Source organism: Oligoflexus sp., from assembly GCF_035712445.1.
Taxonomy (GTDB): Bacteria; Bdellovibrionota_B; Oligoflexia; order Oligoflexales; family Oligoflexaceae; genus Oligoflexus.
This window is the reverse complement of sequence record NZ_DASTAT010000124.1, coordinates 47,568-70,992: the sequence shown is the minus strand read 5'-3', so window position 1 is coordinate 70,992 and position 23,425 is coordinate 47,568. Positions and strand designations below refer to the sequence as shown.

The 23,425-nt window shown below is 54.6% G+C and carries 23 protein-coding genes; 9 read left to right on the top strand and 14 right to left on the bottom strand.

The annotated features are described in order from the left end of the window. The coding region (locus VFO10_RS26310; RefSeq protein ID WP_325144990.1) for a cytochrome P450 at nt 1-991 on the top strand (991 nt) is incomplete at its 5' end. 288 nt (nt 992-1,279) lie between these two features. Next, on the top strand, nt 1,280-1,636 hold the full coding sequence (locus VFO10_RS26305; RefSeq protein ID WP_325144989.1) for a DUF1428 domain-containing protein: 357 nt from the start codon (nt 1,280-1,282) through the stop codon (nt 1,634-1,636). 118 nt (nt 1,637-1,754) lie between these two features. On the opposite strand, the gene VFO10_RS26300 is transcribed toward VFO10_RS26305, so the two are convergent. From VFO10_RS26300 to VFO10_RS26260, 9 genes are all read right to left on the bottom strand, one after another. Next, nucleotides 1,755-2,168 carry a hypothetical protein gene (locus tag VFO10_RS26300; RefSeq protein ID WP_325144988.1) on the bottom strand — a complete coding sequence of 138 codons (414 nt, stop codon included), beginning with the start codon at nt 2,166-2,168 and terminating at the stop codon, nt 1,755-1,757. A 192-nt stretch (nt 2,169-2,360) separates the two neighbouring features. Further along, nucleotides 2,361-2,588: a hypothetical protein gene (locus VFO10_RS26295; RefSeq protein WP_325144987.1), complete on the bottom strand. Its 228-nt coding sequence runs from the start codon at nt 2,586-2,588 to the stop codon at nt 2,361-2,363. A 136-nt stretch (nt 2,589-2,724) separates the two neighbouring features. Then, nucleotides 2,725-4,446 carry a hypothetical protein gene (locus VFO10_RS26290; RefSeq protein ID WP_325144986.1) on the bottom strand — a complete coding sequence of 574 codons (1,722 nt, stop codon included), beginning with the start codon at nt 4,444-4,446 and terminating at the stop codon, nt 2,725-2,727. Nucleotides 4,447-4,594: 148 nt separating this feature from the next. After that, nucleotides 4,595-5,380, bottom strand: coding sequence for an acetylglutamate kinase (gene argB, locus VFO10_RS26285; protein ID WP_325144985.1), 786 nt, complete (start codon nt 5,378-5,380; stop codon nt 4,595-4,597). A gap of 9 nt (nt 5,381-5,389) precedes the next feature. Then, the gene (locus VFO10_RS26280; protein WP_349259389.1) at nt 5,390-6,337 is read right to left on the bottom strand and encodes an N-acetylornithine carbamoyltransferase; all 948 of its coding nucleotides are present in this window, start codon (nt 6,335-6,337) and stop codon (nt 5,390-5,392) included. Further along, nucleotides 6,337-7,467: an aspartate aminotransferase family protein gene (locus VFO10_RS26275; protein WP_325144983.1), complete on the bottom strand. Its 1,131-nt coding sequence runs from the start codon at nt 7,465-7,467 to the stop codon at nt 6,337-6,339. The genes VFO10_RS26280 and VFO10_RS26275 overlap by 1 nt, the downstream gene beginning before the upstream one ends. Before the next feature lie 8 nt (nt 7,468-7,475). Continuing rightward, complete coding sequence (argC, locus tag VFO10_RS26270; protein WP_325144982.1) at nt 7,476-8,447, bottom strand: N-acetyl-gamma-glutamyl-phosphate reductase; 972 nt, start codon at nt 8,445-8,447, stop codon at nt 7,476-7,478. 23 nt (nt 8,448-8,470) lie between these two features. Next, nucleotides 8,471-9,106, bottom strand: a complete 636-nt coding sequence (locus VFO10_RS26265; RefSeq protein WP_325144981.1) for a hypothetical protein — start codon at nt 9,104-9,106, stop codon at nt 8,471-8,473. A gap of 172 nt (nt 9,107-9,278) precedes the next feature. Beyond that, complete coding sequence (locus VFO10_RS26260; RefSeq protein ID WP_325144980.1) at nt 9,279-10,019, bottom strand: response regulator; 741 nt, start codon at nt 10,017-10,019, stop codon at nt 9,279-9,281. A gap of 193 nt (nt 10,020-10,212) precedes the next feature. Here VFO10_RS26260 and VFO10_RS26255 point away from each other — a divergent pair, with 193 nt between their 5' ends. The 3 genes from VFO10_RS26255 (at nt 10,213) to VFO10_RS26245 (ending at nt 13,856) form a co-directional block, all read left to right on the top strand. Beyond that, on the top strand, nt 10,213-10,812 hold the full coding sequence (locus tag VFO10_RS26255; protein WP_325144979.1) for a 2OG-Fe(II) oxygenase: 600 nt from the start codon (nt 10,213-10,215) through the stop codon (nt 10,810-10,812). Between the two features lie 99 nt (nt 10,813-10,911). After that, a complete protein-coding gene (locus VFO10_RS26250; RefSeq protein ID WP_325144978.1) occupies nt 10,912-12,321 on the top strand; it encodes a hypothetical protein in 1,410 nt (469 codons plus the stop codon). Between the two features lie 128 nt (nt 12,322-12,449). Continuing rightward, a complete protein-coding gene (locus tag VFO10_RS26245; protein ID WP_325144977.1) occupies nt 12,450-13,856 on the top strand; it encodes a tetratricopeptide repeat protein in 1,407 nt (468 codons plus the stop codon). Nucleotides 13,857-13,998: 142 nt separating this feature from the next. Here the strand turns inward: VFO10_RS26245 and VFO10_RS26240 are convergent, their stop codons facing one another. Beyond that, nucleotides 13,999-14,442 carry a hypothetical protein gene (locus VFO10_RS26240; RefSeq protein WP_325144976.1) on the bottom strand — a complete coding sequence of 148 codons (444 nt, stop codon included), beginning with the start codon at nt 14,440-14,442 and terminating at the stop codon, nt 13,999-14,001. 138 nt (nt 14,443-14,580) lie between these two features. Between VFO10_RS26240 and VFO10_RS26235 the strand changes: the two genes are divergently transcribed. Together VFO10_RS26235 and VFO10_RS26230 are read left to right on the top strand one after the other, a co-directional pair. Further along, nucleotides 14,581-14,976 (top strand): response regulator, encoded by a 396-nt coding sequence (locus VFO10_RS26235; protein WP_325144975.1) that lies wholly within the window; start codon nt 14,581-14,583, stop codon nt 14,974-14,976. Between the two features lie 2 nt (nt 14,977-14,978). Continuing rightward, complete coding sequence (locus tag VFO10_RS26230) at nt 14,979-15,770, top strand: YoaK family protein (RefSeq protein ID WP_325144974.1); 792 nt, start codon at nt 14,979-14,981, stop codon at nt 15,768-15,770. Here VFO10_RS26230 and VFO10_RS26225 read toward each other — a convergent pair. Then, a complete protein-coding gene (locus VFO10_RS26225; protein WP_325144973.1) occupies nt 15,733-16,677 on the bottom strand; it encodes an AEC family transporter in 945 nt (314 codons plus the stop codon). The genes VFO10_RS26230 and VFO10_RS26225 overlap by 38 nt on opposite strands. Nucleotides 16,678-16,868: 191 nt before the next feature. Between VFO10_RS26225 and hemH the strand changes: the two genes are divergently transcribed. Both hemH and VFO10_RS26215 read left to right on the top strand, forming a co-directional pair. Beyond that, nucleotides 16,869-17,882, top strand: a complete 1,014-nt coding sequence (gene hemH / locus VFO10_RS26220) for a ferrochelatase (protein ID WP_325144972.1) — start codon at nt 16,869-16,871, stop codon at nt 17,880-17,882. A gap of 271 nt (nt 17,883-18,153) precedes the next feature. Next, the gene (locus VFO10_RS26215) at nt 18,154-18,708 is read left to right on the top strand and encodes a hypothetical protein (RefSeq protein ID WP_325144971.1); all 555 of its coding nucleotides are present in this window, start codon (nt 18,154-18,156) and stop codon (nt 18,706-18,708) included. Here the strand turns inward: VFO10_RS26215 and VFO10_RS26210 are convergent, their stop codons facing one another. The 3 genes from VFO10_RS26210 to VFO10_RS26200 form a co-directional block, all read right to left on the bottom strand. Continuing rightward, complete coding sequence (locus VFO10_RS26210) at nt 18,709-20,421, bottom strand: hypothetical protein (RefSeq protein WP_325144970.1); 1,713 nt, start codon at nt 20,419-20,421, stop codon at nt 18,709-18,711. It abuts the gene before it with no gap. A gap of 21 nt (nt 20,422-20,442) precedes the next feature. Then, complete coding sequence (locus tag VFO10_RS26205) at nt 20,443-21,198, bottom strand: hypothetical protein (protein WP_325144969.1); 756 nt, start codon at nt 21,196-21,198, stop codon at nt 20,443-20,445. Between the two features lie 129 nt (nt 21,199-21,327). Further along, nucleotides 21,328-23,418 (bottom strand): carbohydrate binding family 9 domain-containing protein, encoded by a 2,091-nt coding sequence (locus tag VFO10_RS26200; protein WP_325144968.1) that lies wholly within the window; start codon nt 23,416-23,418, stop codon nt 21,328-21,330. Between the last annotated feature and the right edge of the window lie 7 nt (nt 23,419-23,425).

The window sequence follows — 23,425 nt, the reverse complement described above, 5'->3', positions numbered from 1 at the left end:
CCCTCCGGCCATGAAGAATTACCTCAGGATCATGAACGGAACTGTTGAGGATTGCCTAAAGTCCTGGGACCAAAAACAAGCTTTGGAATTTTACTCCTCGTTCAAGTCGCTGACTTTGAATGTAGCCGCGACCGCCTTTGTCGGAATGAAGCTGGGCCCTGAAGCCGATCGATTGAATAAGGCTTTTGTCGACACAGTCCTGGCATCGGTCTCGTTCCTGCGCCTGCCTATTCCGGGGTTAAGTTATCAGAAGGGCCTCGCGGGTCGTGAATATCTCAAGGAATACCTGCGCGGCCTTTTGCCTGAAAAGAGAGCGAAGGAAACCGATGATATGTTCTCGCAGTTCTGTCATTCGACGTCAAAGGATGGCGAAAGCTTCAGTGATGAGGACGTGATCAATCACATGATTTTTCTTTTGATGGCTGCGCATGACACCATCACCAGCGCGACCACGACATTGATCTATTACCTCGCTTCTCATCTCGAGTGGCAGGATCCGATTCGCCAGGAAGGACGGGCTTTTGGAGAATCCATGATAGATTTTGAAGACCTTGAAAAAATGGAAATCCTGGAAGCCTGCTTTGATGAAGCTCTGCGACTCTACCCACCCGTTCCCATGATTCCCCGTCGCACTGTGAACGACGTGGACTTCAAAGGCACAGTGATACCAGCCCACACTCTTGTTTACATCAACGTCTTCAACACTCATCGCATGGAGCAGTATTGGTCGAACCCTGCCGCCTTTGACCCGACCCGTTTTTTGGAACGCAAGGAGCATAAGCAGCATCCCTATCTTTTCGCTCCATTTGGGGGCGGAGCCCATATGTGTATTGGGAAGGCCTTCGCCTACATGGAAGTCAAAGCTTTCATCCATCAGTTTCTGCAGAAGTATGAAATCAGTCTTCCAAAGGGTTATCAGCTTAAGCAAAAGATCATTCCGATTCCAAAACCGGTGGACGGGCTTCCTTTGCGACTTAAGGCTACCCGCTGAGGCTCTTGATTCAATCAAGATTCTTGCGGACATCCGCAGTGAGTTACGAGATGGAGTGCGGTGAGACATAAAGCCACCCGAGTCTTACCGATAGCCCGCGATGGTGGTATCGACCTCATCATCCAGTCCATGCACGGAGTCAGTCATTACCACTACCTCAAGCTTTTGGTCTACGCGAAGGACCCCAAATAAACTTATGGGCTCTGCGTAATCCTTCCAGTAGATGTATGGCTTTTCTTATGGTAGTTTCAGTCTCGTTGAAGGATAACGGAAGAGAAAGGAAACATTATGAGCTACGTGGATTTCTTTTGTTTGCCGCTCCCGAAGGGTAATGAGGCCAAATACAAAGCTCAAGCCGAGGTATTTGCAGCCGTGATGAAGGAGCACGGCATGCTCCGCTACTGCGAGGCTGTGGCCGATGACGTCCCGCATGGAAAGGTCACGGATTTTTATCGCTCGGTCAATGCCACGGAAGATGAAACTGTCGTGGCGGCCTATTGCGTATGGCCTGATAAGAAAACCCGCGACACGGCGTGGGACGTGGCGATGAAAGACCCCAGACTCGCGAATCATGGGCCGGAATCCATGCCCTTCGATGGCAAACGGATGTTTTGGGGTGGGTTCAAACCTCTTCTCGAAGTTTAAATTCGTTCGCTCCCAAGGGAAGTTCCAGCTACAACGCGATCAGCGTTTAGCTGGAGAACGTGCCACGCTTTGGGATCCATACAGCAGCTTAGGATCGCAAGCGATTGAAGGCACAGAATCAATTCTTCTCTTTCAACCCACACGAATAGCTTCCCTTATAAGTAAAGCCATTCACCGAATGAAACAGCGTATGAAACGAAATATCCGTATTCACAACATCAATCTGATCACAGATTGAAGTATTCACGATCGTATACCCGCCATTACACTGCTGCCGCAGGGCCGTCGCAACTTTCCTAAGCTCATCCTTTTCCTTATTCACATCGAAAGACCCAGCCTTATAAGTCTTTGTACCCGTCGCGGTGAGAGTCACACGTTTGCCAAAGGGATCGGCATCATTGAACACGGCCCCATCACACACGACCACCAGCTTCTTCTGGCGCGAAGCAACAGCAGACTCATCAGAACCGGAATCGCCGCAAGCAATCAGCATAACAGGGCCCAGCAGTAGGGCGAGAGTTTGAATTTTCATATTTTTACGTCCCTAGTCCATTTGTATTGTTTCCCGAAAAGGCTTCCTCCCGCTTGTTAGCAGCTTGGCTGAAAGAGCGTCAACCCATGGATCCGGCTGAGCTTCAGAAAGCGTTTTCAGCTTTGAGGTGAATTGCGTAGAGCATTAAAATGGACATCAGGTTCTGGCTTCCTGGAATAATACCAACCCGCTTCAGGCTTCTTTGATTTCCGTGCAAGGCGGCAAGTCCGAGGTCAGGATCATCACCATCCGTTCCCAGGTGCAGGACTCCACCCTGAGCCTCAGATTCACGATGATGGCATTCATAAACTCCGGGAAAAAGGCCAGCAGAGTGGTCATTTGCCAGCCTCGGCCACGCTGCAGGAGACTGCGGAGTCGATCTTCGCGCCCGGCATTTCCACGGCGTCGGCGGTCACGCATAAGGGGCATCGAGATTCGCCTCGGCAATCCCAAGGACGAATCCCGCAATTACTATAACTTTAAGTTTGTGCTCCAGATTCCACTGAAGAAAGCCAAGGCGATTCCGCTTTTCCCAGCACGGATCGCCTAAGCGGATTCAACGTCCTGAGACGGAATATTTCAAGCGGCCAGGCAGGCCCTTCTGCACATTCCGGAAGTAATCCTGATTCTCATGCTTGTCGATCGACCGCTGCGGCTGACCACCCACCACTTTTTCCCGGACATAGAAATAAGCCCAGCCCCACACACCGGCATAACCTGTGTCATGCAGATGCTGGTAATGGAAGGGCTGCAGCATCTCATTCCCGGCCCCGATGATATTCCAATGCTCACCTACGATCAGGGGCTTATTCAGCTTCCAATGTTTCTTGGGATACTTGAACATATTCAAAACCCCATCCTTGTCCACATCCGACCACTCGGGATAACCGTGCACCTGATAAAAGTCCAGTGTTCCCAGGGGATCACCGCCCGCCGCGATCAGCCGTTCATCCGTATAGTAATTGAAAGGCGCGTTCTCATAACCCAGACCTTCCATCTCCACATCGGTATTGTAGGGCATACTATGCGTCCCTGTGGAAACCTTGGCGTCCGGCACTACGCGGTGAATCGTACCGGCGATACGGTTGATGAACTTCAGAACTTTCTCGTGCGGAATTTCCACGGTCTGCAACGTCTTGTCATCGACGATCGCTTTTTTCAGATAATCCCATTCCGAGGGATAATCATCGGTCACGTCCTTATACATATAGGAATTGAAACCCGTGTTCTGCGTCCCCACAAAATGCCAGCCGCGGTAACGCACAGGCGTATAGCTGTCCGAACCATCATCCACTGCGAACTCGGTGCGGCGACGGTCATCCAGATAGGAAAGGCTCACGCGTCTCCAGCTATATTCCCCGTACTCCATCCCGTACTGATAGTTCCAGTAGAGACGCCAGAACGCAGACACACCTTCGGGTTCATTGAAAACCTCCCAGGACATGACGCCATCGTTATAGGTCTGGGTCGAACCGGGCATCTTCTTCTGCATGGCCTGCAGCATCGGAGTCAAAGCGTTTTGAATATAAGCCTGCATCGCTTTCTCGTCTTCGATCATTCGGACGACCTGATCACGCGACGCCACCTGATGCTCCCGCCGCACTGCGAGCACATCGTGGGACCAAAGGGTGATATTCGCCAAAAGTCCGTAATCGCGATAGGCGGTCTGAATCAACCACTGCAGATCTTCAATCAGGCCGGCCGGAAGACCGCTGACCTGACCATTGGTAAATGAAGGGCTGCGGCTGCCATCAATGTGCAGCCAGAAACGGAAAGAGTTGGCGCCGGTCGCTTTAAGATCAGCGAAGGCCTTGCGCAGCATCTCCTTCAATTCCGCTTCGCTGTGGGAATAAGGAGCGTTTCGGAAGGGCAGGAACTGAACATTGCCGAGGTTGACCCCGGTCAGGAAGATTTTTTGACCCTTATGTTCAAAAAGATCCAGCTCCGGCTTATCCAGGCTGGAATGTACAAGGCACCAGTTGCTGGCGTTGCTGTTCGACCAGTCCTGATCCACTTTGCGATAGAGCTTGCTGGACGACCAAAAGGGATGGCCATAGCCTTCGCCATTCAGCGCCTCCTGGCAGCTACGGGTGGCCACACAGTACTGGGATCCACCTTCCTTGCTCTGACGCAGAGGCTGGCCTTCACGCAGCACGATAGGCCCGTAGCCTTCTTCATTGCTCGCCACCGCGCGGCAGTATTCCAACGCATGACCCGTGCCGGTCATGCCACCGAGTGACAGAATCAGAGCAATCTTCTTGAAATGCAGTTTGAACATGAGCTTTCCCCATCGGTAATTCCTGGAGCCTCTGATTTACCCGCAGAGGTCCGGAATTTCCAGCAGAAAGCTTTGATATGAAACGCTTTGGTAAGAATGCATAATCCTATTTAATTAAGCATTTTCGATGGCGACGCCCATTCCAGGGTCACTGTATAAGAGTACCTACGTAAGGCTCACCAGCTGCAAACTTCAGGCTGTTGCCCGGCGTCGACAGGAGCACCTGATGCGCGCCCAGCGTCCTTGCTCGAAAACAGCTATCAAGTTTCGGCAGCATGCCATCCTTCACGAGCTTCTGCTTCCGCAGATTTTCATAAGCGGGACGATCGAGCGAACCCAAAAGCGAATCGGGATTATTGATGTCGAGCAAGACACCCGGCTTATCGAAGCAATAGAAGAGACAGGTCTCGTACACACCGGCAAAGGCCTCGGTGATCTTGCAGGCCACACCATCGGCGTTGCTGTTCAGGATCTCGCCGTTCTCTTCCCAGCTCAAAGGCGCCAGCACCGGCGTCATCCCTTGATTCAAAAAGAGCTCCAGAAGATCCTTGCGAACCTCGACGATGTCACCGACATAACCATAATCAATGGGCTCCGGTTTCCGGCGTTTGGCCTTCAAAACCGCTCCATCCGCCCCGGAGAGTCCGATCGCATCACAGCCGAGCGCCTGCAGACGACCGACCACCTGCTTATTCAAAAGCCCGCCATAGACCATGGTCACAAGATCCCGCATGGGCGCGCTCGTGATGCGCCGGCCTTCGTGCATCGTGATGGGGATGTCAAGTTTTTTGGCAAGGTCATCGGCAAAGATCCCGCCGCCGTGCACCAGCATTTTTTTGCCGGAAATACGGGAAAAACCCTGCAAAAATGTCTCAAGCTCGGCGGCGTCATCAAGCATTTTGCCGCCGATTTTAAAGATGGAAAGTTTTTCCATGGGAACGCCTCACATGGATTCAAGCATGCGTTTCATCACGGCCTGGGCCGCGAAGATACGGTTATGGGCCTGCTGCAAAACCAAAGAACGTGGACTATCCAGAACTGCATCCGTCACCTTCAGATTCCGGCGCACGGGGAGGCAGTGCATGAAGTAACCCTGATTGGTTTTCTGCATCTTCTCTTCGGTGATCGTCCAGCTGCGATCCTCGCAAAGGATCTGACCGTACTGCTGATAGGACGACCAGTTCTTCGCATACACAAAATCCGCGCCGGCCAGCGCTTCATCCTGATCATGCAGGATCGTGGCGCCGCGGGTGAAGCGTTCATCCAGTTCATAGCCTTTGGGATGCACGATGGTCAGATCAAATCCGGCCTTCAAAGTCCACTGCGCAAAGGAATTCGGCACAGCCTGAGGCAGGGCCTTCACCTGCGGGGCCCAGGTTAAAACCACCTTCGGCTTCGGCCGACGCTGGCGTTCGATAATGGTCATGACATCGGCGAAACCCTGCAAAGGATGACCCGTTGCGGATTCCAGACTGATGATGGGCCTTTGGCTGTAACGCGCGAACTTATGCAGGACTTCCTCGCGATAGTCGGTCTCGCGGTCCTTCAGACTCGGAAAGCAGCGAATCCCGATGATATCGCAGTACTGGCCCAGAACCCCGGCCGCTTCCTTGATGTGCTCACCTGCGACTCCATCCATCACGACTCCGTCCTGCGTCTCGATCACCCAACCTTCCTGGTTGACGTTGATGCTCAGGACATGCAGGCCGAGGTGATGCGCGGCTTTCTGCGAGGAAAGACGCGTGCGCAGACTGGGGTTGAAGAAGACCAGCCCCAGGGTTTTACCCTTGCCCAGATCGGAAAAGGCAAAGGGATGTTGTTTCAAAGCAAGCGCATCTTCCATCAGGCTGGAAAAATCGCTGACATCATCGGCACTGAAAAATTGATTCATCATGTGGACCTCAAAGCCAAAGCAAGCTGTTCCAAAAAGCGTTCACACTCGAATTTTTGAATGGAAAGCGGCGGCAGGATGCGGACCGTTTCCTTGAGTCGTGAACTCCCGGTTATGATCTGATGCTGATGCAGGAGTTTGGAGCGCAGCGCATAGCTATCATGATCCAGATCGAAACCGATCATCAAACCGCGACCCCGAATATTGTTAAGACCTGGCAGGGACGCAAGGCCTGTTTGCAAAAATTCGCCCATGGCCGCCGCATGCGCCACGAGTCCTTCATCCCGGATCACTTCCGCCACGGCGGTCGCGGCCGCGCAGGCGAGGGGATTGCCGCCGAAGGTGGTGCCGAGCGAGCCCATGGCCATCGGCAGTCCCTGTTTCACCCAGGTCGCCGCCACCGGATATCCATTGCCCATGCCCTTGGCTGTGCAGATCACATCAGGGCTGACGCCATGATGCTGGAACGCAAAGAATTTTCCACTGCGGCCATAACCCGATTGAATTTCATCCGCGATCAAAAGCGCACCGTGCTGCTGCGTGAGCGCGCGCAGAGTCGTCCAGAACGAAGTGGAAGCCTCGCGGATACCACCGACGCCCTGAATGCCTTCAATCATGACCGCAGCCGTTTGATCATCAATCGCCGCATGAGCCGCCGCTTCATCCCCAAGGGGAATGAAGGTGACATCCAGACCGCTATTGATCGGCGCGCATATCTTCGAGGCTTCCGTGCACTGCGCAGCCAGCGAGGTGCGACCATGGAAGCTATTCAGCATCACCACCATCTTTTTCCGGCCGGTGACATACGACGCCACTTTCAAAGCATTTTCCACAGCCTCCGCGCCCGAGTTCGCCAGGAAAAGGTCATAGTCCGCGCAGCCGCTCAGATCACCCAACACGCGGCAGAGCGCATACTGCTCTTCAAAATCCACCGCATTGGAATAATAGAGCAGGCGATCCATCTGCTCTTTAAGACGCTCCACGAATCGCGGATGACTGTGACCGATCGAGATCACGCCGTGCCCGCTGTAAAAATCCAGGATGGCCTGGCCTTTATCATTATAGAGATAGGACCCCAACGCGCGGGTCAGAGCCAGATCAAATTTTGCATAAACCGCTAAAGGGCGCATGATGGTCCTCAAAAAGCAGAAGGTTTCAGCCCTAAACCCAGGGTTTCCGGCAGGCCCAAAGCCAGGTTCATATTATGCACGGCCTGGCCGCTGGCGCCCTTCAGAAGATTATCCAGGCAGCAGACGATGTGGGCGTGACTGCCGTATTTTTCCACAGACAAAAGCGCGTTGTTGGTATTCACCACCCGCTTCAGATCCGCTTCCTCAGCCGTGCGATGCACAAAAGGAGCCGCTTCATAGTAATCATCAAAGGCCTTCACCAGGGCATGGGCGGAAGCCTTGCAGAGCGTATGCACCGACACCAGAATTCCGCGCGTGAAAGGCCCACGCATCGGAATAAAAAGCGGCGTTTTTTCATAATCGGGCTGCAGCTGCCTCAGGGTCGCCTGAATTTCGGCCAGATGCTGATGCGCAAAGGGCTTGTAAACAGAAAGATTGTCATGACGCCAGGAAAAATGCAGCGTGTCCTGCAGCCTTTGTCCGGCGCCGGTCGAACCTGTGATGCCTGTGATATGCAGCTCATCCGTCAGCCAGCCATGAGCCGCCAAGGGCAATAGAGCCAGCTGAATCGCGGTCGCAAAGCAGCCGGGATTCGCGATGCGTTTTTTACCGGGAATCGAAGCACCAAAGGCCTCGGGCAGACCGTAGACGAAGTCGTGCTCACCGTCCGCCAGGCGAAAGTCCTGGCTCAGGTCGATGATCAGCGCAGCCTTGCGCTCCAGCTGATGCTGATCCATGAGCCGTCGTGATTCCCCGTGGCCGCCGCACAGAAAGATCACATCATGCGAGTCTTCGGAAAGGCCCGACACGAAATTCTGCTTCGAAAAATTCAAAAGGTCCGGGTGAGCCTTGGCAAGACTCTGGCCGGCATGACTCGCACTCACGGCTTCCACTGCGCCGACGGCGGGGTGGTTGAGCAGCAGGCGTAAGAGTTCGCCGCCGGTATAACCAGCGGCTCCGATGATGGCTGCGTGCAGCATAGTCGTCTCCTGAGATCGAGGCCCTAAATATCAAGCGCAAGGTTGCCCGCGGTGCGGATCGCTTCATTTTCGACCATCACCACAGAAGGCGCGGATTTCAGCTTCTGCAGACGCTTTTTTTCCCACTCGGGGTCAAAGAGCATCGCGGTGCAGAGGCAGTTTTTCTTTTCCTTGCTGATCAGCGTCGGATAATTCACGCAGCTCTGGCAGCTGGCCCAGAATTCTTCATCCTGCGTCAGCTCACTGTACGTGACAGGACGATAGCCCAGCTCGCTATTGATATTCATAACAGCCAGACTCGTGGTCAGACCGAAGAATTTGGCTTCAGGAAAACGACGCTTCGATTCCTCGAAGGAAAACGCTTTCAGCTGCCTTGCCAAACCAAAACGCCGATATTCGGGAAATATCAGGAGACCCGAGTTCGCAATATGCGCCCCGTTGCTCCAGCTCTCCATGTAGCAGAATCCTGCGACTTTATTCTGAGTCGTTTCCAAAGCGATGAACGCCTTGCCTGAAAGCATCTTCTCGGCAAGATATTCCGGCGTTCGCTTCGCAATGCCTGTCCCACGCGCGCGTGCGCTGGCTTCCATTTCCTTGCTGATCTCTTCAGCGAAATGAACTTCATCCTGAGTCGCAACCTTCACGACGAATTCGTACATCCTCTTCTCGGCCCCGTCTTCATGGTCAGACATAATATGCACGGAATTTGCATATTACTTCATAATAGACGTATAATTGCAAATCTATGCAGCCAATACAACCGATTTTACTGCATCGGGGGTAAAAAGAGGATAAAGGGTACATCAAGGAAGCTTGAGTGAATGAAAAATCCTAGCTCTGTTTGGTAGCAGGCAGGGCTCCGATCTGGCCCCAATAGAAGACGATACCGTGAATGACCTTCTTCAATTCCTGATAGCCACCCGGTTTGGTCACATAAGAATTCCCGCCGAGTGCATAAATGCTGGAAATATCCGAATTGGTCGACGAGGAGGAGAAAACCACCACCGGGATCTCACTCAGCATGGGGTCGGTCTTGATTTTTTCCAGGGCCTGAAAGCCATTGAGCTTCGGCATATTCAGGTCCAATAGAATAAGATGAGGGCGCGGGGTGCTGGCGTCGCTGCGTTTCACGCGGTTCAGGTATTCCATCATGTTCTGACCATCCACCACATGCTGGAAGGTGACGTTGGCGCCGATCACGCTTTCCGAAGCTTTTCTCACCAAATCGACATAGCTTTGATCATCATCTGCGATCAATATCGTGAGGCGTTGGGTCGTGAGCTTGTGTTCCTCTTTTTTGTTCTGAATGACAAATTCTATAAACCGACCGAGAAGTTCGGATTTGCTGTTCGTTCCAACCTTGGTGTTGATATTTTTCAAGTGGATGCGGACGGTGTTCCGGCTGATGCCTAATTTATCCGAGATGTCCTCGGCGCTGACGACCTGCTGTACGAGAAGGTTCAGCACGTCGAGTTCACGTTTCGAGAGGCTATATTTTTGAGCGAACTGCTCCAAGGGTGCTTTCAAATCATCCAGGGAGGACAGGTCCGCTATGTTGAAGGCAGTGCTCATGTCGTAACGCTCCGTCGCCGCAGGGGGCCTCGCAAGGCCTCGTCTATCCTGTGCATCGGCGCGAAACGGACGGCACATAAGTGGGAAACTTAAGCAGGGGTGTTCGAGCTTAATAAAATCGGGGCCTTATATTATTTGGTTGTTTTTATTGAGCGTTCTGCTATTCGCAGCCTGGAACTCTTGAGAGAAGACTATGCCACGCTATATCAAGCAATTTTCCCAGGCACTTACTGCCGAACACTGTCAGGCCCTGATCGACCGTTTCGAAAAGGACCCGCGCGTCCAGGTCGATCCCCAGCCCGAGTACAGCACCCGTTCTTATTTGAATATATCGCAGCAGTTCGATTGGCTGCGCGAGGTCCAAAAGGTCACCCAGCTGGCCGATCCGCTTCTCGCGGAGTTTTTCCGCCTGCCTGAAGGCTATCGTGCGGCCGAGCCCAAGGAATGGCTGAATGATGGCTTTGTCATCGCCCGCTATCGGCCGGGTGATATCTGCGCTCTGCATGACGATTATCAAAGTCCCGTGCCTCCGGCCAATGGCCTGCGGCTGGCCACCATGATCTTCTTTCTGAATGATGTGGACGAAGGCGGCGAGCTGCATTTTCCCGCACAGGATGTGAAGGTCAAACCTCGTCAGGGTCAGGCCGTGGTGTTCCCAGCCCAGCTCACCCATCCGCACGAGGTTTTGCCGCCGAAGACCACGCGTTACGTCCTGCAGACCTGGGTCATCGACCCGCAGCTCGTCGTGCTCGAACGCGAGATTTTTGAAGAGCTGACCGGCCAACTCCAATAAATACTTTCCCGTAAGGCCCTGCGCTTCCATAGGAACTTTCCCGGTTTCGGATGGTCCCGCAGGTCATCCGATGGACTTCATAAGACGTGAGGTCCAACTATGAAGATTTCTGTCCTGAAGTCAAAATTAGCCCTGGGTTTTCAAAGGGCGGCGGCGATTGAAGCCGATGCGCATTTCGCAGCGCAGATCAAGGGCTATGCCGAAGATGTGGGCGTGCCCAGTCTCGAAGTCTTTCATGACGCCGAGCCGCTCTTCCGTCAGGATCAGACTCACTATGACCTTATCATCCTGGATTGGAATGCGAAGGGCCCGAATTCGGGCATCACGGCTTTCAATCGCCTGCGACATGATCCGCGCTTTGCCGCTGTCCCGATACTCGTGATCTCGGGATTCGTCGACCGCAATGACTTTCGCCTGCTTGAGGAATTCGCCCTGACCCGCCTTGTGGAAAAGCCTTTCACCTCGGGCGTCTTCATCGAAGCAGTGCAGAGTCTTCAGCATGAACTCGACTGGGTCCACGCGCATGAAAAACCTTTGCGCAAACTCCTGCTCGGTCCCGAGAGCACGACCATGCCGCGCGTGAAGAAGATGCATAAGCTTCTGCAGAGCGCGCCCTATCCCGCGCCTTTGCTTTTGATGTTCGGCCGCTATTTGAGTCGGGAAAAACGCTGGAGCGAAGCCCGCGATTTTTTGCAGGACGTCGTACGCGAAGATCGCGGCAATGTCCTGGCCTTGAATGAGCTTGGCAAAGTCCTGCATGCCAGTGGCCTGCATAGGGAAGCCATTTCAGTCCTGAAAGAAGCGGATACGCTGAGCCCGGATAACCTGAAACGAATCTGCCATCTGGGTGAACTGCATTTGCATCAGTGCGAGCTGGGCGATGCCAAGCAGAAGTTTGAGCGCGTGCTGACTTTGGATGACAGCTGGGAGCGGGCGCAAAGAGGCTATGATCTGACAGTGAATGCCCTTGAGTATCTTCAGCAAAAATCAGAAAACGGGTCCGTTTCCCAAAGTTTCGCGAGCCTTATGAATACGATAGGAATATCGAAAGTGCACAGCGGCCGCCTTGAGGAAGGTATCGAGCATTATGAATCGGCGCTGCACTTCATACGCGAACCCGAGATCCGGGCCAAGGTCATGTTCAATATGGGGCTCGGATATCTGCGCCATCGCGTGGAGGAGAAAGCGCTTTTATGGTTTATGCGCTCGGCCAGGACCGGTGGCGCGCAGTTTTCCAAGGCCAACGCCTATGTCACCGAACTCACCCAAAGGACTATGTGGACCGACGACGGCCTGCGCGTGATGAGTGACAATTCTGGCGTTCATGAAACGCAAGTCCATGATAGCAAAGGTCTTGCTGCGCCCGCTCGTAAACCCGAATCGACAATTTCCCCCAGCGCGCCGATATCCTTGTTTAACGGGGACAGCTCGGAACCGGGCATACTGGAACTGGAAGATTTCGATACGGATGCTCTGCTCAGCGGAATTGCGGAAGAGGGATTCTGTTGATCTGAGCCAGGAATTTTCAGGACTTGGGTGACTTCTCAAGAGCCGCCACCGCCTGCCGATCCTGTAAGCTGTCCCGGTGCGATAGATGCTTTGGATCTGTACTAGACACTGTTGCCCAGGAAAGAATTATGGCTACGGCCCGTGCATTTGATTTTACCGGCAAGGACCAGAATGCAGCTCCTCCCAAGGAGCTTGCAATCAAGACGGCTACTGTCTTCGTGAGCCGCACCACGGTTCGGTCGGTGGTGGTTCGTGAGATGAAAAATTACGGGATCCTTACCGTCAACGCCTTCGATACGGTCGGTGATGTGATCGAGGATCTGCGTAAGAATCCTGAAAGCATGCTGGTCGTGGACTGGGAGCACGGCGAGCAAACCGTAACCAAGGTCCTGCGCGCGGCCCAAGGCACCTTCCGCGTTGATACCCGCCCCATTTATTTCATAGCTCTGGATCTGGCCGAACGCGTGATCGCGGTCGCCAACGAATATAATGTGATGCAGATCCACACGGGCGAAATTTCCCAAGCGCAGATCGTCAAGAATCTGAATGAGCTTTTGAAGTTCGCCACCATGTCCCTCGCCTGCCGCAAGGTCTTCCGCGATATCGCCGCCATGCGGAAAAAGGGTGATCTGGCCAGCGGCGAAGACGTTTTGAAAAAACTCTGCGAGGCCGAGCCTGATAATATAAGGGCCGCTGTGGAATACGGCGCCACGCTTTTTGATTTAGGCAAATACAAGGAAGCCCTGCTTTGGATGCAGAAGGTCCATCCCGCCAGCGGCGGTGATCTGCGCGCCCAGCACCTTCTGGCCCGCTGTTTGATGAAGATGGGTTTCTTTGAGAAGGCGCAGAAGCTTCTGGATGAAGCCTGGCTCATCAGCCCGCATAACGTCGATCGCCTTGTGGACCTCGGGCATATCCTTCTGAATATGGATAAGACGGAAGAGGCCCTTGGCAAATTCAACGAGGCCTTGAAACTCGATAAGGACTTCAAGGAAGCCAAAGTCGGCAAGGCCCAGTGCGAGTTGCTCGAAGGTCATGTGAATGAAGCCATGAAGTTCCTCACGCAGATTGAAACGCCGCAGGAACTCGCGTCCATTTTCAACAGCGCTGCGATCATGGCCATTCGCCAGGGTCAATACAAGCAGGGGCTCAGCCTTTATAAGTCGGCTGTCACTTATGTATCGAGCGACACTCAGGTTCTGGCCCGCGTGTTCTTCAATATGGGTGTGGGTCTCGTGAAGTGGGGCAAGGCAGCTCAGGCACTTTCAGCCTTTGAGCAGGCCGCCACACTCGATGCCAACTTTACCAAGGCCAGCCATAACGTGGAAATCCTGAAGGCTCAAAAAGCCAAGGGCGGTGCGCTGACTGAACCCAAACGCATCCAGGAACTGGAATCTCTGGACCAGGAGGACGAAGAGTTTGGGGCCATGGACTTTGGCGTCAACCCAGCACCTGCCGAAGCGAAGCAGGGTGAAGAGTCAGAGACCGATGAGATTGATGATAGCTATTTCCAAAGTCTGGTATCCGGTTCATAATAGCCGGCGTCTCAAAGCGGGACCCAGGGCCCTCAGGAATTTATGCAGAGCTATTACATACGCAAATACGCCAAGAAATTCTTGCTCGCAGCCTTTCTGCTGCTGAGCCTCTATTCCATCTTTCATTCGCTGGGGCGCTGAATCAGCCCGAGCAGTTCATGCGGAAGGTGAGCTGATCGGCCTCGATCGCGACCTCCAGGGACAGCGTCACGCCCTCGCGAATGATATCGGGATTACCCCATACGGAAAAAATACGGCTGGCGACTCCGGGCTCGGTTTTGGGTGCGGTCAGCGCGCGTTTGAACGCGAAGCTGCTGCTGCCCAGCTCCAGAGTGTTTTGATCGACCAGATTGTAAGGCAGATCCCCCGTGATCGGACTCATATCGAGGCTGCAGATCTCGAAGACCTGGCTCTGCGCATCGCGGCCTTTCTCCAGGACCGTGATGGTGTCATTGGCGCTGTTGAATCGGACCTTAACCGTACTGCTGATGCTATCGCTGGGGGTGATGACGGTGGAGTCATTCGAGGCTGCACCACAGGACCAAAGGATCAGAACGCAGACGAGGGGATAAAACTTCTTAAACATCTTGCCGCTCCCAGTTATCAGCGGCTATTCTAACTGGACTCGCAGGCTTTTGTAAGGGAAAGCCTAAGGTCCGCTGGCAGCTTTCACCGGCCTCAAGTACAATGGAGAAAATGCCTGCACTTTGGGGAGACGACACCCATGGCTGACCCGCAAAGATTTTCCATACTGATCGTGGATGACGAGCAGGATCTCTGTGAGTCCTTGGCTTACGTTTTGGAAGACCTCGGCTTTGTGACCAGCACAGCCAACACCACCGCTCAGGCCTACCATCAGATCATGAACAATTCGATTGATATCGTCCTATCCGATGTGCGCATGCCTGGGGAAAACGGCGTTGAAATGATTCGTCGCGTGCGGAAGCAGAAAGCCCACGATCCTGTCTTTATCCTGATGACGGGTTTCACCGACATCACGGAAAAGGAGGCGCTGGCCGCCGGCGCTGAAGTCATGCTGCGCAAGCCGGTGAAGCTTGAGCAGCTGCAGCTGCTTTTGGAACGCATTCGAAAGCAACTGCAACAAAAGGCTCTGGCCTGATCATGCCCAACCGTCCGCTGCATTATAAAGTCCTGCGCCATGCCCGTCTTTTCATAAAAAGATTTCACGAAAACCTGGAGCTGGGCGTCCTGCTCGCGTTCATCGCGGGCATTGTGAACACCGTGGGTTTTCTGCAGTTCGGGGCCTTCGTGTCCCACATGTCGGGTCACGCCAGCCGTTCGGCAGTGGAATATGCCGAAGGAAATTCGAGCGCGGCCCTGGTTTTCCTGCTGGAACTCGTGTTCTTCGTCGCCGGGGCTTTCACCACGGCCTTTCTTTTGCAGGGGCATACCGTTACGGAAAGGCGCGTGAAGTTCACCGGACCCGTTGTCCTGGAAGCCCTTTGCATCCTGAGTTTTCTTTTGCTCACCGAATTTCGTGGGCTCTTCTGGTTGAATCTGGATCAGATCAGCCTTACCACCCTGATCCTCGCTTATGCCATGGGGCTCCAGAATGCCATGCTGCGGCATACCTCGGGCACCATCATTCGGACGACGCATATAACCGGGGTGGTGACCGACATCGGCATTGAATTGGGGGCGGCCTGTCACAGCGCGAAGCAGGCCTTGCTGAGGGAGAGGGCGATCACAGCCGGCATCGACGCCTTCTGGGAAAGACTCGGCGTCGGGCGTTTCACCTTTCATATCCTGCTTGTTTTTGCCTTTTTCCTGGGCTCGGTCGTTGGAACCCTTGGCTATATCCATGCTCTGACCCGAATACTGATCCTTCCCGTGCTGCTTTTATTGGGGCTTGCCCTTAGGGAACACCGGCGTGCGCTGCCAGCAGCCCGTTGATCCAAAGCCAGAAGGGGCCGGTCACGATCCAGAGGAGATGTCCCAAAAGAATATGCCGCGCGGCGAAATCCGGGCTGGCGTCATGCACCTCACTCAGCACCACTGCAATGATAGCGCCGGGCATCGACGTGATCAGGATCAGGACGCGAGCGGGCAGGGACGGCAGTAGCTCTGGCCATAGAGCGAGCAGAAGCGTGAAGCAGGCAGGGATCAGAATCAGCCTCAGGCCGAGCAGGGCGATGTGGGCCTTGCGCGGCTGCCGATCTGAAGTCCGACGGGCCAGATGAGCGCCCAGAAGCAGCATCGAGGCGGGAATCGTGACGCTTCCGATCTGTCGTAAAAACCGGAGTCCGGGTTCCAGCGACGGACGCCAGGAATCGAAGGGTGCCTGCAAAAGTATCAAGGCCAAAAGCAGCGCCAGCAGGGGCGGATTCCATACAAGGCGCGCAAGGTCCATGCGTCTTTGCTTCATGATTTGCGGCACGCCGAGAGTCCAAAGGATCAGATCCGCGCCAACTCCCGCAATAGCCACCATCGTTATGCCATCATCACCCCAAAGGGCTTGCGCCACCATCAAAGGCAAGTAAGAATAATTGGGGAGCAAAGAAAGAAAACGAAAGCTTCGTCTTTGGCTGTCGTCTTCCAGCCCAACGTGATGTTCCAGGCTGATTCCAAGCGCAAGGCCCAGGAGCAGCGTGAGTGCCATCAGAAAGGGCAGAACCCAGAGCGAGGCCAGGGCCGCTGCGTTCAGCTTTAAAAGCAGTGCGGCGAGGATGAGGCTTGGATAGAAAATATTAATTAAAGCCTTGGCAATTAAGGCTTTCACGCGCGGCGCGAGGCGTCCACGGGACTCCAGGACGAAGCCGAGACCAAGAGCCGAAAGGGCAAAGACCGTAGGCAGGGGCATGATCCGTTTCCATCCATAGGGCCGGTTTCAAAAAGGCTCATTGTGCGGAAAGGCTGTCCGTGGCGCAAGCAGGATTCGAATTCACCATGCAAGCCTGGCTTTATGTACACCGACCCTAAAAAAGGCCTTGGTCGCCTGCGACGACCCTGGCATATCAAAGTATTGATGCGCCTTTCCCATACGAGGTATTCATGAGCAGGATCGGAGTTCTTCTTATCAATCTCGGCAGCCCCGCGGCACCCACATCCTCGGCTGTCGCCACATATCTGCGGGAGTTTCTCATTGATCGCCGCGTCATAGATATCGCGGCCCCTGCGCGTTATCTTCTGGTCAACGGGGTGATTGCTCCCTTTCGGTCGCCCAAGTCCGCCCATGCCTATCAAAAGATCTGGACCCAGGCGGGTTCGCCTTTGGTGAATTATGGGCTGGAGCTGCAGAATAAGGTGCAGGCTCTGCTCGGTGCGAATTATGTCGTGCGGACTGCGATGCGTTATGGCGAGCCGAGCATTCCGAGTCAGATCAAAGTTCTGCGTGATGCGGATGTCGCGGAGTTCCGCGTGCTGCCGCTTTATCCGCAGTATGCTGCCGCGTCGGTCGCATCGTCGGTTGAAGTCGTGATGGAAACGCTCTGCAAGGATTTTGCCTTTCCGCCTTTGAAGGTGCTGCCGGATTTTTATGATCATCCTGGTTTTATCGCCTCGTTTGCAGCCGTGGCCCAGCCCCGTCTTCAGGCCCTGAAGCCGGATCATGTGCTCTTCAGCTATCATGGTCTGCCGGAAAAACAGATGACCAAATCCGTGCGCAAGCCCGGGACCTGCCAGTTCAATAGTGAATGCTGCGCCTCGGTGCGCGCGGATAATCGTCTTTGTTATCGGGCGCAGTGCTATGCGACGACGCGGGCTTTGGTGAAGGCCATGGGGCTGAAGGAAGGTTCGTACAGCACGTCCTTCCAATCGCGCCTGGGTCGTGATCCCTGGATCAAGCCTTATACCGATCAGGTCTTTGAAGAGCTGCGGACCCAGGGCGTGAAGCGTCTGGCTGTGATGTGTCCGGCTTTTGTTGCCGACTGTTTGGAAACGCTGGAAGAAATTGGTATGCGCGGTGTGGAAGATTGGCAGAAACTCGGCGGTGAAAAACTGGAATTGATTCCTTCTTTGAATGCCGAGGACCTATGGTGTCGGACCGTGGCCGACATGGTGCGCTAAGCGCGCGGGCAGAGTTAGGGCGAAAGCAGAAATTGGGGAAAGGATAGTAAGGAAAGTTTTCTCAAGACTGGGACCAGATCGTGATCTGGTTGTATGGGGAACAGGTGGTTTTGAATCTCAAAGCCACCGGTAGGTCGCCCTCTTTATCTCGCTTGGGAGCCAATTGGCCCGCTCCCTTGTTAGACGAAGGACCTTGGTCTTTATTGCAAAAAAAGGGAATGAGCCTTCAAAAGAAGGAACTTGCCTTAATGACGTAGATCAAGGGGTCGGGATGAACTGGCAGAAAAAGCTGAGATATCGTGGGTTTAGACTGCTGGGATTCGGACTGCCTCTGCTTCTTCTGAGTGTTGTGGCTGCGTCCTTTATACCGCGCAGGCCGCCTCAAATTCTGGCCAGTGGCGAGCTGTCTTCGCAAAAGATGGGCGCAGGTCAGCTCATCATTCCCGCCGCACCCGACGGGGATATTCCCATCACACTGACTTTGGAGTGGGACCGTCGTCCTCCCAGTCCCATGCGACTGGATATTCAGATCAGCGATCCCGAGGGCCAGGATCAGCTTCAAAAGAAAATAAAGGTCAAAGCCAAAAACTCCGGCAAAACCTGGCAGCAAAGCCTGATGATCCCCATACCCGGCTCATCCGTTCGCAGCTTCACACTTGCCAGCGTCAGCCGCGATCCCACCACCACCCGCTACCAGTTCACAGCCTTTGCCAGCACCCCCGCCCACCGTATCCTGAGAGTCGGGGAAATGCTCTTCTATCCGGCTTTGGTTTTTGTGCTGCTCGCGCTGGTGATGGTCCTGTTTCCGAGTTTTATTCGGAGTTGATCACGTTCTGAAGTCCGTGGCTTTCAGGCCGAGCCCATTGTTCCAGATCTGGCATTGGCCTTGGAAACGGCGGGCGTCGCCTTGCAGGCTGTAATCGAGTTCGGCCTTGTATTCCTGCAAAGCGAAGTCTTTGAAGGCGAGGCAGTAATCATCGGTACAGGTTTTCAGTGCATCGAAGGAAAGCAGGGCGGATTCCGCGGTGCCGAGACAGGGTTGATACTGGGGCGCGTCGAAGTCATGTTCGCGGCCGCGGGTGTGAAGGTTTTCATGAAAGGCGGTGACGCCGATCAGCATGATCTGCAGCGGTGAATTTTGATTGGTGATGGCGGCGGCGCTCATGCCGGCGGCTTCACACCAGAAGATCTCGGTGGAGGTGAGGGTCTCGACATAGGCGAGCACGCCCTGCACGCTGCAGTCAGGGCCGGTGCGGCCAAGGTAGTTGACGCGGGTCACGAATTTATCGAAGTGGGTCGCATAGGATTTAGGGCTGACGCCGATCCAAAAATCGAAGGCCTGTTCCATGGATGTCAGCTGGCCTGCGCTGAAACCATTGAAGACCGTGCTGCGCGTGCGGACAGGGTTATTGGGCGCTTCGGGGATGACGCTAGCGGCGCCTGCGGTTGTGCTGACGTCGACAGATTCAAAGGTGATTTTTTCCATGCTGATGTTATAACCCAGCACGTTTCCTGGATCGTTCGCATTCACGACTTCCACCGACCACTGACAGCCGGCTTCCAAACCTTCATCCTGAATGCTGCGATAATCACCGCAGGCCACGTTCGCCTGAATGGTGCGGTCGATGACCTCGGTCTTGACCTTGCTGCAGGCGGGAAGATTACGGCCGCTGATGCTTTGCGGGCGAACGCTGCCCAAAGTATAGGGTTTGGCGCTGCTCACGCTATATTCATAGGAGCGAAGCGCGGTCGGGTTGCCGACTTTGGTCTGGCCTTTCAGAGTATGATACCGGCAGGCAGCGCCGGAATATTTACTGAGCTGGGCCTGGATGTCTCCACTATGAATCGCGGCGATTTTGGGTTTAATCTCTGCAGAGCCTTCGATCGGGATCAGCTGCCCCTGATTGAGATTGATCGCAGGATTCACGTCGATCAGCATCAGGCCTTCCTCGACGGCATCAGGGACCTTGGCCGTGCCCGCGAGTTTCTGCTGCTCCACAGGAATCGGATCCAGACTCACAAAGGCAAACTGATTGTCGCTCTCGGCACCTAACTGGATTTTCATAAGGCAGCGCACAGGCGCCTTGATCGCTTCAAGAACAGCACCCAGCTGCTGCTTTTGCTGCAAAGAATAATGCGAACGCCAGTGGAGATACAGACGACCATCGGCAGGAAGACTGCTGGCTTCTGTATAACTATCCGCAGCGGAACTCAGACCCACGTTTTGACAAAGGGAGGTCAGCGCCGCCTGGCTGCCTTCGCCCAGGCTCTGGCCCGAAGCCACAAAAGCCTTTCGCGTGATCTCAAGATTCGAGGAGCCTTTGTCTTCGAGCTTTTGAATCTGAAGAGCCTGTGAACCAAACGTGTAATCATAAGCATCAAGCTGATTATCCTGAATCTGAAGGGAAAGTCCCTGATTGAGTATGGCCGCCTGGGCCGACCCGCTGCTGGCCTGACGTCGACTTATGACTTCCGACTGCTGACAGGCGGCTGCGATCACGTAAACGCAAAGGATGCTTGCTATCCTGATAGTCTTCATGGATCTGCTCCGAAGCTTTATTTAAAGGCGTTTCAAAAGGTCATCTTCCGCGGCCAGCTGCTTCAGCACCCGTAGCGAAGCCGCAAGGTCGGCTTCCTTCAGGGTGAGGTAAGCCTCTTCCCGATGCAAAGTCCTATGCATGCTGGGATTTGGAGTCAGGATGACTTCCATCAAAACCCGACGGGCCTCGCGATTGTCACGGGCCAGAAGACCGATATTGCGAATGGCCTGGAGCTGCTCCATATCCACAAAGCGCGATTCCAAAGTCGGATGCTGAGGATTGCGAAGCTTTTCCTCGTCTGCATAGCGGGGCGTTTCCCGCTTCACAAGGTCAACCCAAAACGGAAGATCCGTCTTCGATTGAAGGCTATTGGCGACCATGATCAGGCGATCCCGTTCATGAGGTCTTTGGCTGCCGATCTCTTTCAAGCTCTTGATGAAATAAGCTGTAACCTCGGGCGGCGGATAGCTTCGCAGGGATGCGACCGCCTCTTGAAGGTCCGAAGCCTTCATGGGATTCACGCTTTCCACAAGGGCCGCGATCTCTTGAATATCAGGAAGGTCGGTGACCTCGTCCGCGATCTTCGCAGCTTTCCTATAGGCAACGGGAGGAACCGGCGCAGGCGCCCCATCCCGTGTTTCAGCTGGGGCCGCCGGGGCCTCGGGACTTTTATCAATCGCGGCCATACGGGCTGAACGCGGTGATTTCCATAGGATAATGGCGATCGAAAGAAGCAGCAGCACGAGGATCGACAAAGGAAAACGACGCTGTTTCATGGCAGTCCCACATTTCGCAGAGTTTCTTGCAACGCCCCTTCAGGTGCAAATTCAGGACCAGCGGTAAGAAGCGGTAAGAATTCGAAACTCTTTGTCGAAGGGACGCCCAGTGTCGGGAAGCCGTGCAGGTCAAGGAAGGCGGGCGGACACTTTCAGATAATAATCGCGCTGCGTGGCAGCATCGCCCTTGGAATGGGTCGCGCCGGCATGCAGCGTCAAAGTCTCGGTATTTTCATAGGAAAGATTCAAAGAATCAATCTCCGTATGCTCCCGTGCTGCCTCCATCCTTTTCGTGCGCTCCTCCTGCCGGATGTAGCGCAGGGAAAAGCGCGTGGTGAGCGGAAACACAAGAAGATGCCGCGCGACGCGATTGACCAGGATGGGATCCTTGTCATTCCAGGCATCTTCCGTCAGAAGCTTTTCCTGGCTGAAGCTCGCATTCCATTCGATCCGGGGCCCTAAGGCCAGTCGCACTGCACAGGATTCCGCGCGCCCAGGCCGCACGCGATCATCGGTCACATCCAGGCGTTCCCCAAAGGTCAGATCACACTGGACCCAGGTCACGACCGAACCAGGATAAAGACCAAGACTCGCCATATGCTGCTGGTAGCGGTGAAGGGCCCCGTCCTCACGAATTCGCTCTTGGGTTTCCGGCCTTGTTTCCAGAGTCAGCTCGGCCCCGAGCCAGCCGCTCAGCGTAAGGCCCGGGGCATTTTGAATCTGCATGGGCCGCTGGGAGAGTTCGGTTTTCTGCGTCATGCGCAGATAATAAACGATGTGGGTGCTCCCCAGATCCTGATGCAGCTTCTGCGTGAGTATGCCGAGCCGATAATCATTGCGCGGATTGAAGCCGAGGTCCGAACGGAAGTCGGCGCCCAGGGATTTCAGTTCCAGACTGCTGTGCCAGACTTCGCCTTTATGTTGGAAGAGGAGAAAGCCGGCGCTGCCTATCGACTCATGGTGGGGCTCAGGATTCCAGGTGTCATCGGAACGACTGAGGATGGCCTGCCAACGCAGGGAATCTTCACGGCTGAAAAGATGAAGGGCCGTTAATCCCAGGGTTTGATTGGAACCCTGCTCGTCATAAGAACGATGCGTGTAACTGAGTCCAAACTGAGTGTCCTCGTTCTTCCACTGCGTGCTCCCGATCCAATACTTCTGTCTTGCGTTGATCGTTTGATAGCGTGAACGATAGGGCCCAGGAATCAGAATCCGATTCGCGCTGCGATCATCCCCGGTCAGGAGCATGGTGTCCTGACCGTCCAGGCGCCGCGTATATTTCATGCCCCAGCTCGGCTGTACGATCGAGCGCGTGCTCATGGTTTTCAGCGGCGTTTCCAGAATATCGGCGCCTTCCAAGAAGAAGGGACGGTTTTCCGGTGAGGAAAGCGCAAAGCGCGTATTGGCGGAAAGCTGCGGCTCATCCAGATTCACCTGGGAAAAATCGGGATTGATGGTGGCGTCCACATAGGATGATGAATCCAGGCGGTATTTGATGTCGACGCCACGGCTCGCCGTATCCTGGTCTGTATGCCGCCAAAGAGCATAAGGCGTGACGCGCAGGAATGTTTGCGGGGGCAAGGCCTCCTGTCTATCCAATGAAGGTGCGAGGCACAAAAGGCAAAGTGGATCGCGGGGCAGGGGAGCATTGGCCAGTGAGTATCTCATGTCCCGGACGAAATGTCTTTGCACCAGGATATTCCATGGCTTTCGACTGTTTTGGTCAAAGCGGAGTTCCTCCAGAGGGATTTTCAGCTCCACGCTCCAGCCTTCGTCTGTCTTATGGCAGGCGGCTTCAAAATCAAAATCAGCCGAGTAGTCGGTCACGAGCGTGGCTTCCTTATAAAAGCCATCATTCGTGGAACAGTCGGGATTCACCTGGAACACCTGCCCCAGGGCCCGTGTGCCGAGGGGATCCAAAGTCAGGCTCAGCGTATCATCCGAGGCCGGGATATGATCGCGGCGACTGACGTTCGACAGCCTCGCGGATCCCGGCGGATCCAGCATCGCAGCGCCCACATAAAAGTAACGCTCATCCACGGCGATGACCACGCGCGTGGCCGCCGTGGGCGTCCCGGCTTCGGGCAGCACCTGATGGAAGTCGGTGATGGCAGGTGCGCTTTGCCAGAAAGCTTCGTCCAGCCTGCCATCCACAGTCAAAGGCGTGGTGGCGGGCCAGCGGCTAAGCTGCAAAGCCAGGGTCAGGAGAGCTGTCTGCATCTTGGGT

Excerpts from the sequence above, each read along its gene's own strand:
- VFO10_RS26260 (WP_325144980.1), bottom strand. The coding sequence starts at position 10,019 with ATGAGCACTGCCTTCAACATAGCGGACCTGTCCTCCCTGGATGATTTG.
- VFO10_RS26205 (WP_325144969.1), bottom strand. The coding sequence starts at position 21,198 with ATGAAACAGCGTCGTTTTCCTTTGTCGATCCTCGTGCTGCTGCTTCTT.
- argB (WP_325144985.1), bottom strand. The coding sequence starts at position 5,380 with ATGGAAAAACTTTCCATCTTTAAAATCGGCGGCAAAATGCTTGATGAC.
- VFO10_RS26210 (WP_325144970.1), bottom strand. The coding sequence starts at position 20,421 with ATGAAGACTATCAGGATAGCAAGCATCCTTTGCGTTTACGTGATCGCA.
- VFO10_RS26290 (WP_325144986.1), bottom strand. The coding sequence starts at position 4,446 with ATGTTCAAACTGCATTTCAAGAAGATTGCTCTGATTCTGTCACTCGGT.
- VFO10_RS26200 (WP_325144968.1), bottom strand. The coding sequence starts at position 23,418 with ATGCAGACAGCTCTCCTGACCCTGGCTTTGCAGCTTAGCCGCTGGCCC.
- VFO10_RS26265 (WP_325144981.1), bottom strand. The coding sequence starts at position 9,106 with ATGTACGAATTCGTCGTGAAGGTTGCGACTCAGGATGAAGTTCATTTC.
- VFO10_RS26235 (WP_325144975.1), top strand. The coding sequence starts at position 14,581 with ATGGCTGACCCGCAAAGATTTTCCATACTGATCGTGGATGACGAGCAG.
- VFO10_RS26275 (WP_325144983.1), bottom strand. The coding sequence starts at position 7,467 with ATGCGCCCTTTAGCGGTTTATGCAAAATTTGATCTGGCTCTGACCCGC.
- VFO10_RS26255 (WP_325144979.1), top strand. The coding sequence starts at position 10,213 with ATGCCACGCTATATCAAGCAATTTTCCCAGGCACTTACTGCCGAACAC.
- VFO10_RS26240 (WP_325144976.1), bottom strand. The coding sequence starts at position 14,442 with ATGTTTAAGAAGTTTTATCCCCTCGTCTGCGTTCTGATCCTTTGGTCC.
- argC (WP_325144982.1), bottom strand. The coding sequence starts at position 8,447 with ATGCTGCACGCAGCCATCATCGGAGCCGCTGGTTATACCGGCGGCGAA.
- VFO10_RS26305 (WP_325144989.1), top strand. The coding sequence starts at position 1,280 with ATGAGCTACGTGGATTTCTTTTGTTTGCCGCTCCCGAAGGGTAATGAG.
- hemH (WP_325144972.1), top strand. The coding sequence starts at position 16,869 with ATGAGCAGGATCGGAGTTCTTCTTATCAATCTCGGCAGCCCCGCGGCA.
- VFO10_RS26245 (WP_325144977.1), top strand. The coding sequence starts at position 12,450 with ATGGCTACGGCCCGTGCATTTGATTTTACCGGCAAGGACCAGAATGCA.
- VFO10_RS26280 (WP_349259389.1), bottom strand. The coding sequence starts at position 6,337 with ATGAATCAATTTTTCAGTGCCGATGATGTCAGCGATTTTTCCAGCCTG.
- VFO10_RS26300 (WP_325144988.1), bottom strand. The coding sequence starts at position 2,168 with ATGAAAATTCAAACTCTCGCCCTACTGCTGGGCCCTGTTATGCTGATT.
- VFO10_RS26230 (WP_325144974.1), top strand. The coding sequence starts at position 14,979 with ATGCCCAACCGTCCGCTGCATTATAAAGTCCTGCGCCATGCCCGTCTT.
- VFO10_RS26295 (WP_325144987.1), bottom strand. The coding sequence starts at position 2,588 with ATGCGTGACCGCCGACGCCGTGGAAATGCCGGGCGCGAAGATCGACTC.
- VFO10_RS26225 (WP_325144973.1), bottom strand. The coding sequence starts at position 16,677 with ATGCCCCTGCCTACGGTCTTTGCCCTTTCGGCTCTTGGTCTCGGCTTC.
- VFO10_RS26250 (WP_325144978.1), top strand. The coding sequence starts at position 10,912 with ATGAAGATTTCTGTCCTGAAGTCAAAATTAGCCCTGGGTTTTCAAAGG.
- VFO10_RS26215 (WP_325144971.1), top strand. The coding sequence starts at position 18,154 with ATGAACTGGCAGAAAAAGCTGAGATATCGTGGGTTTAGACTGCTGGGA.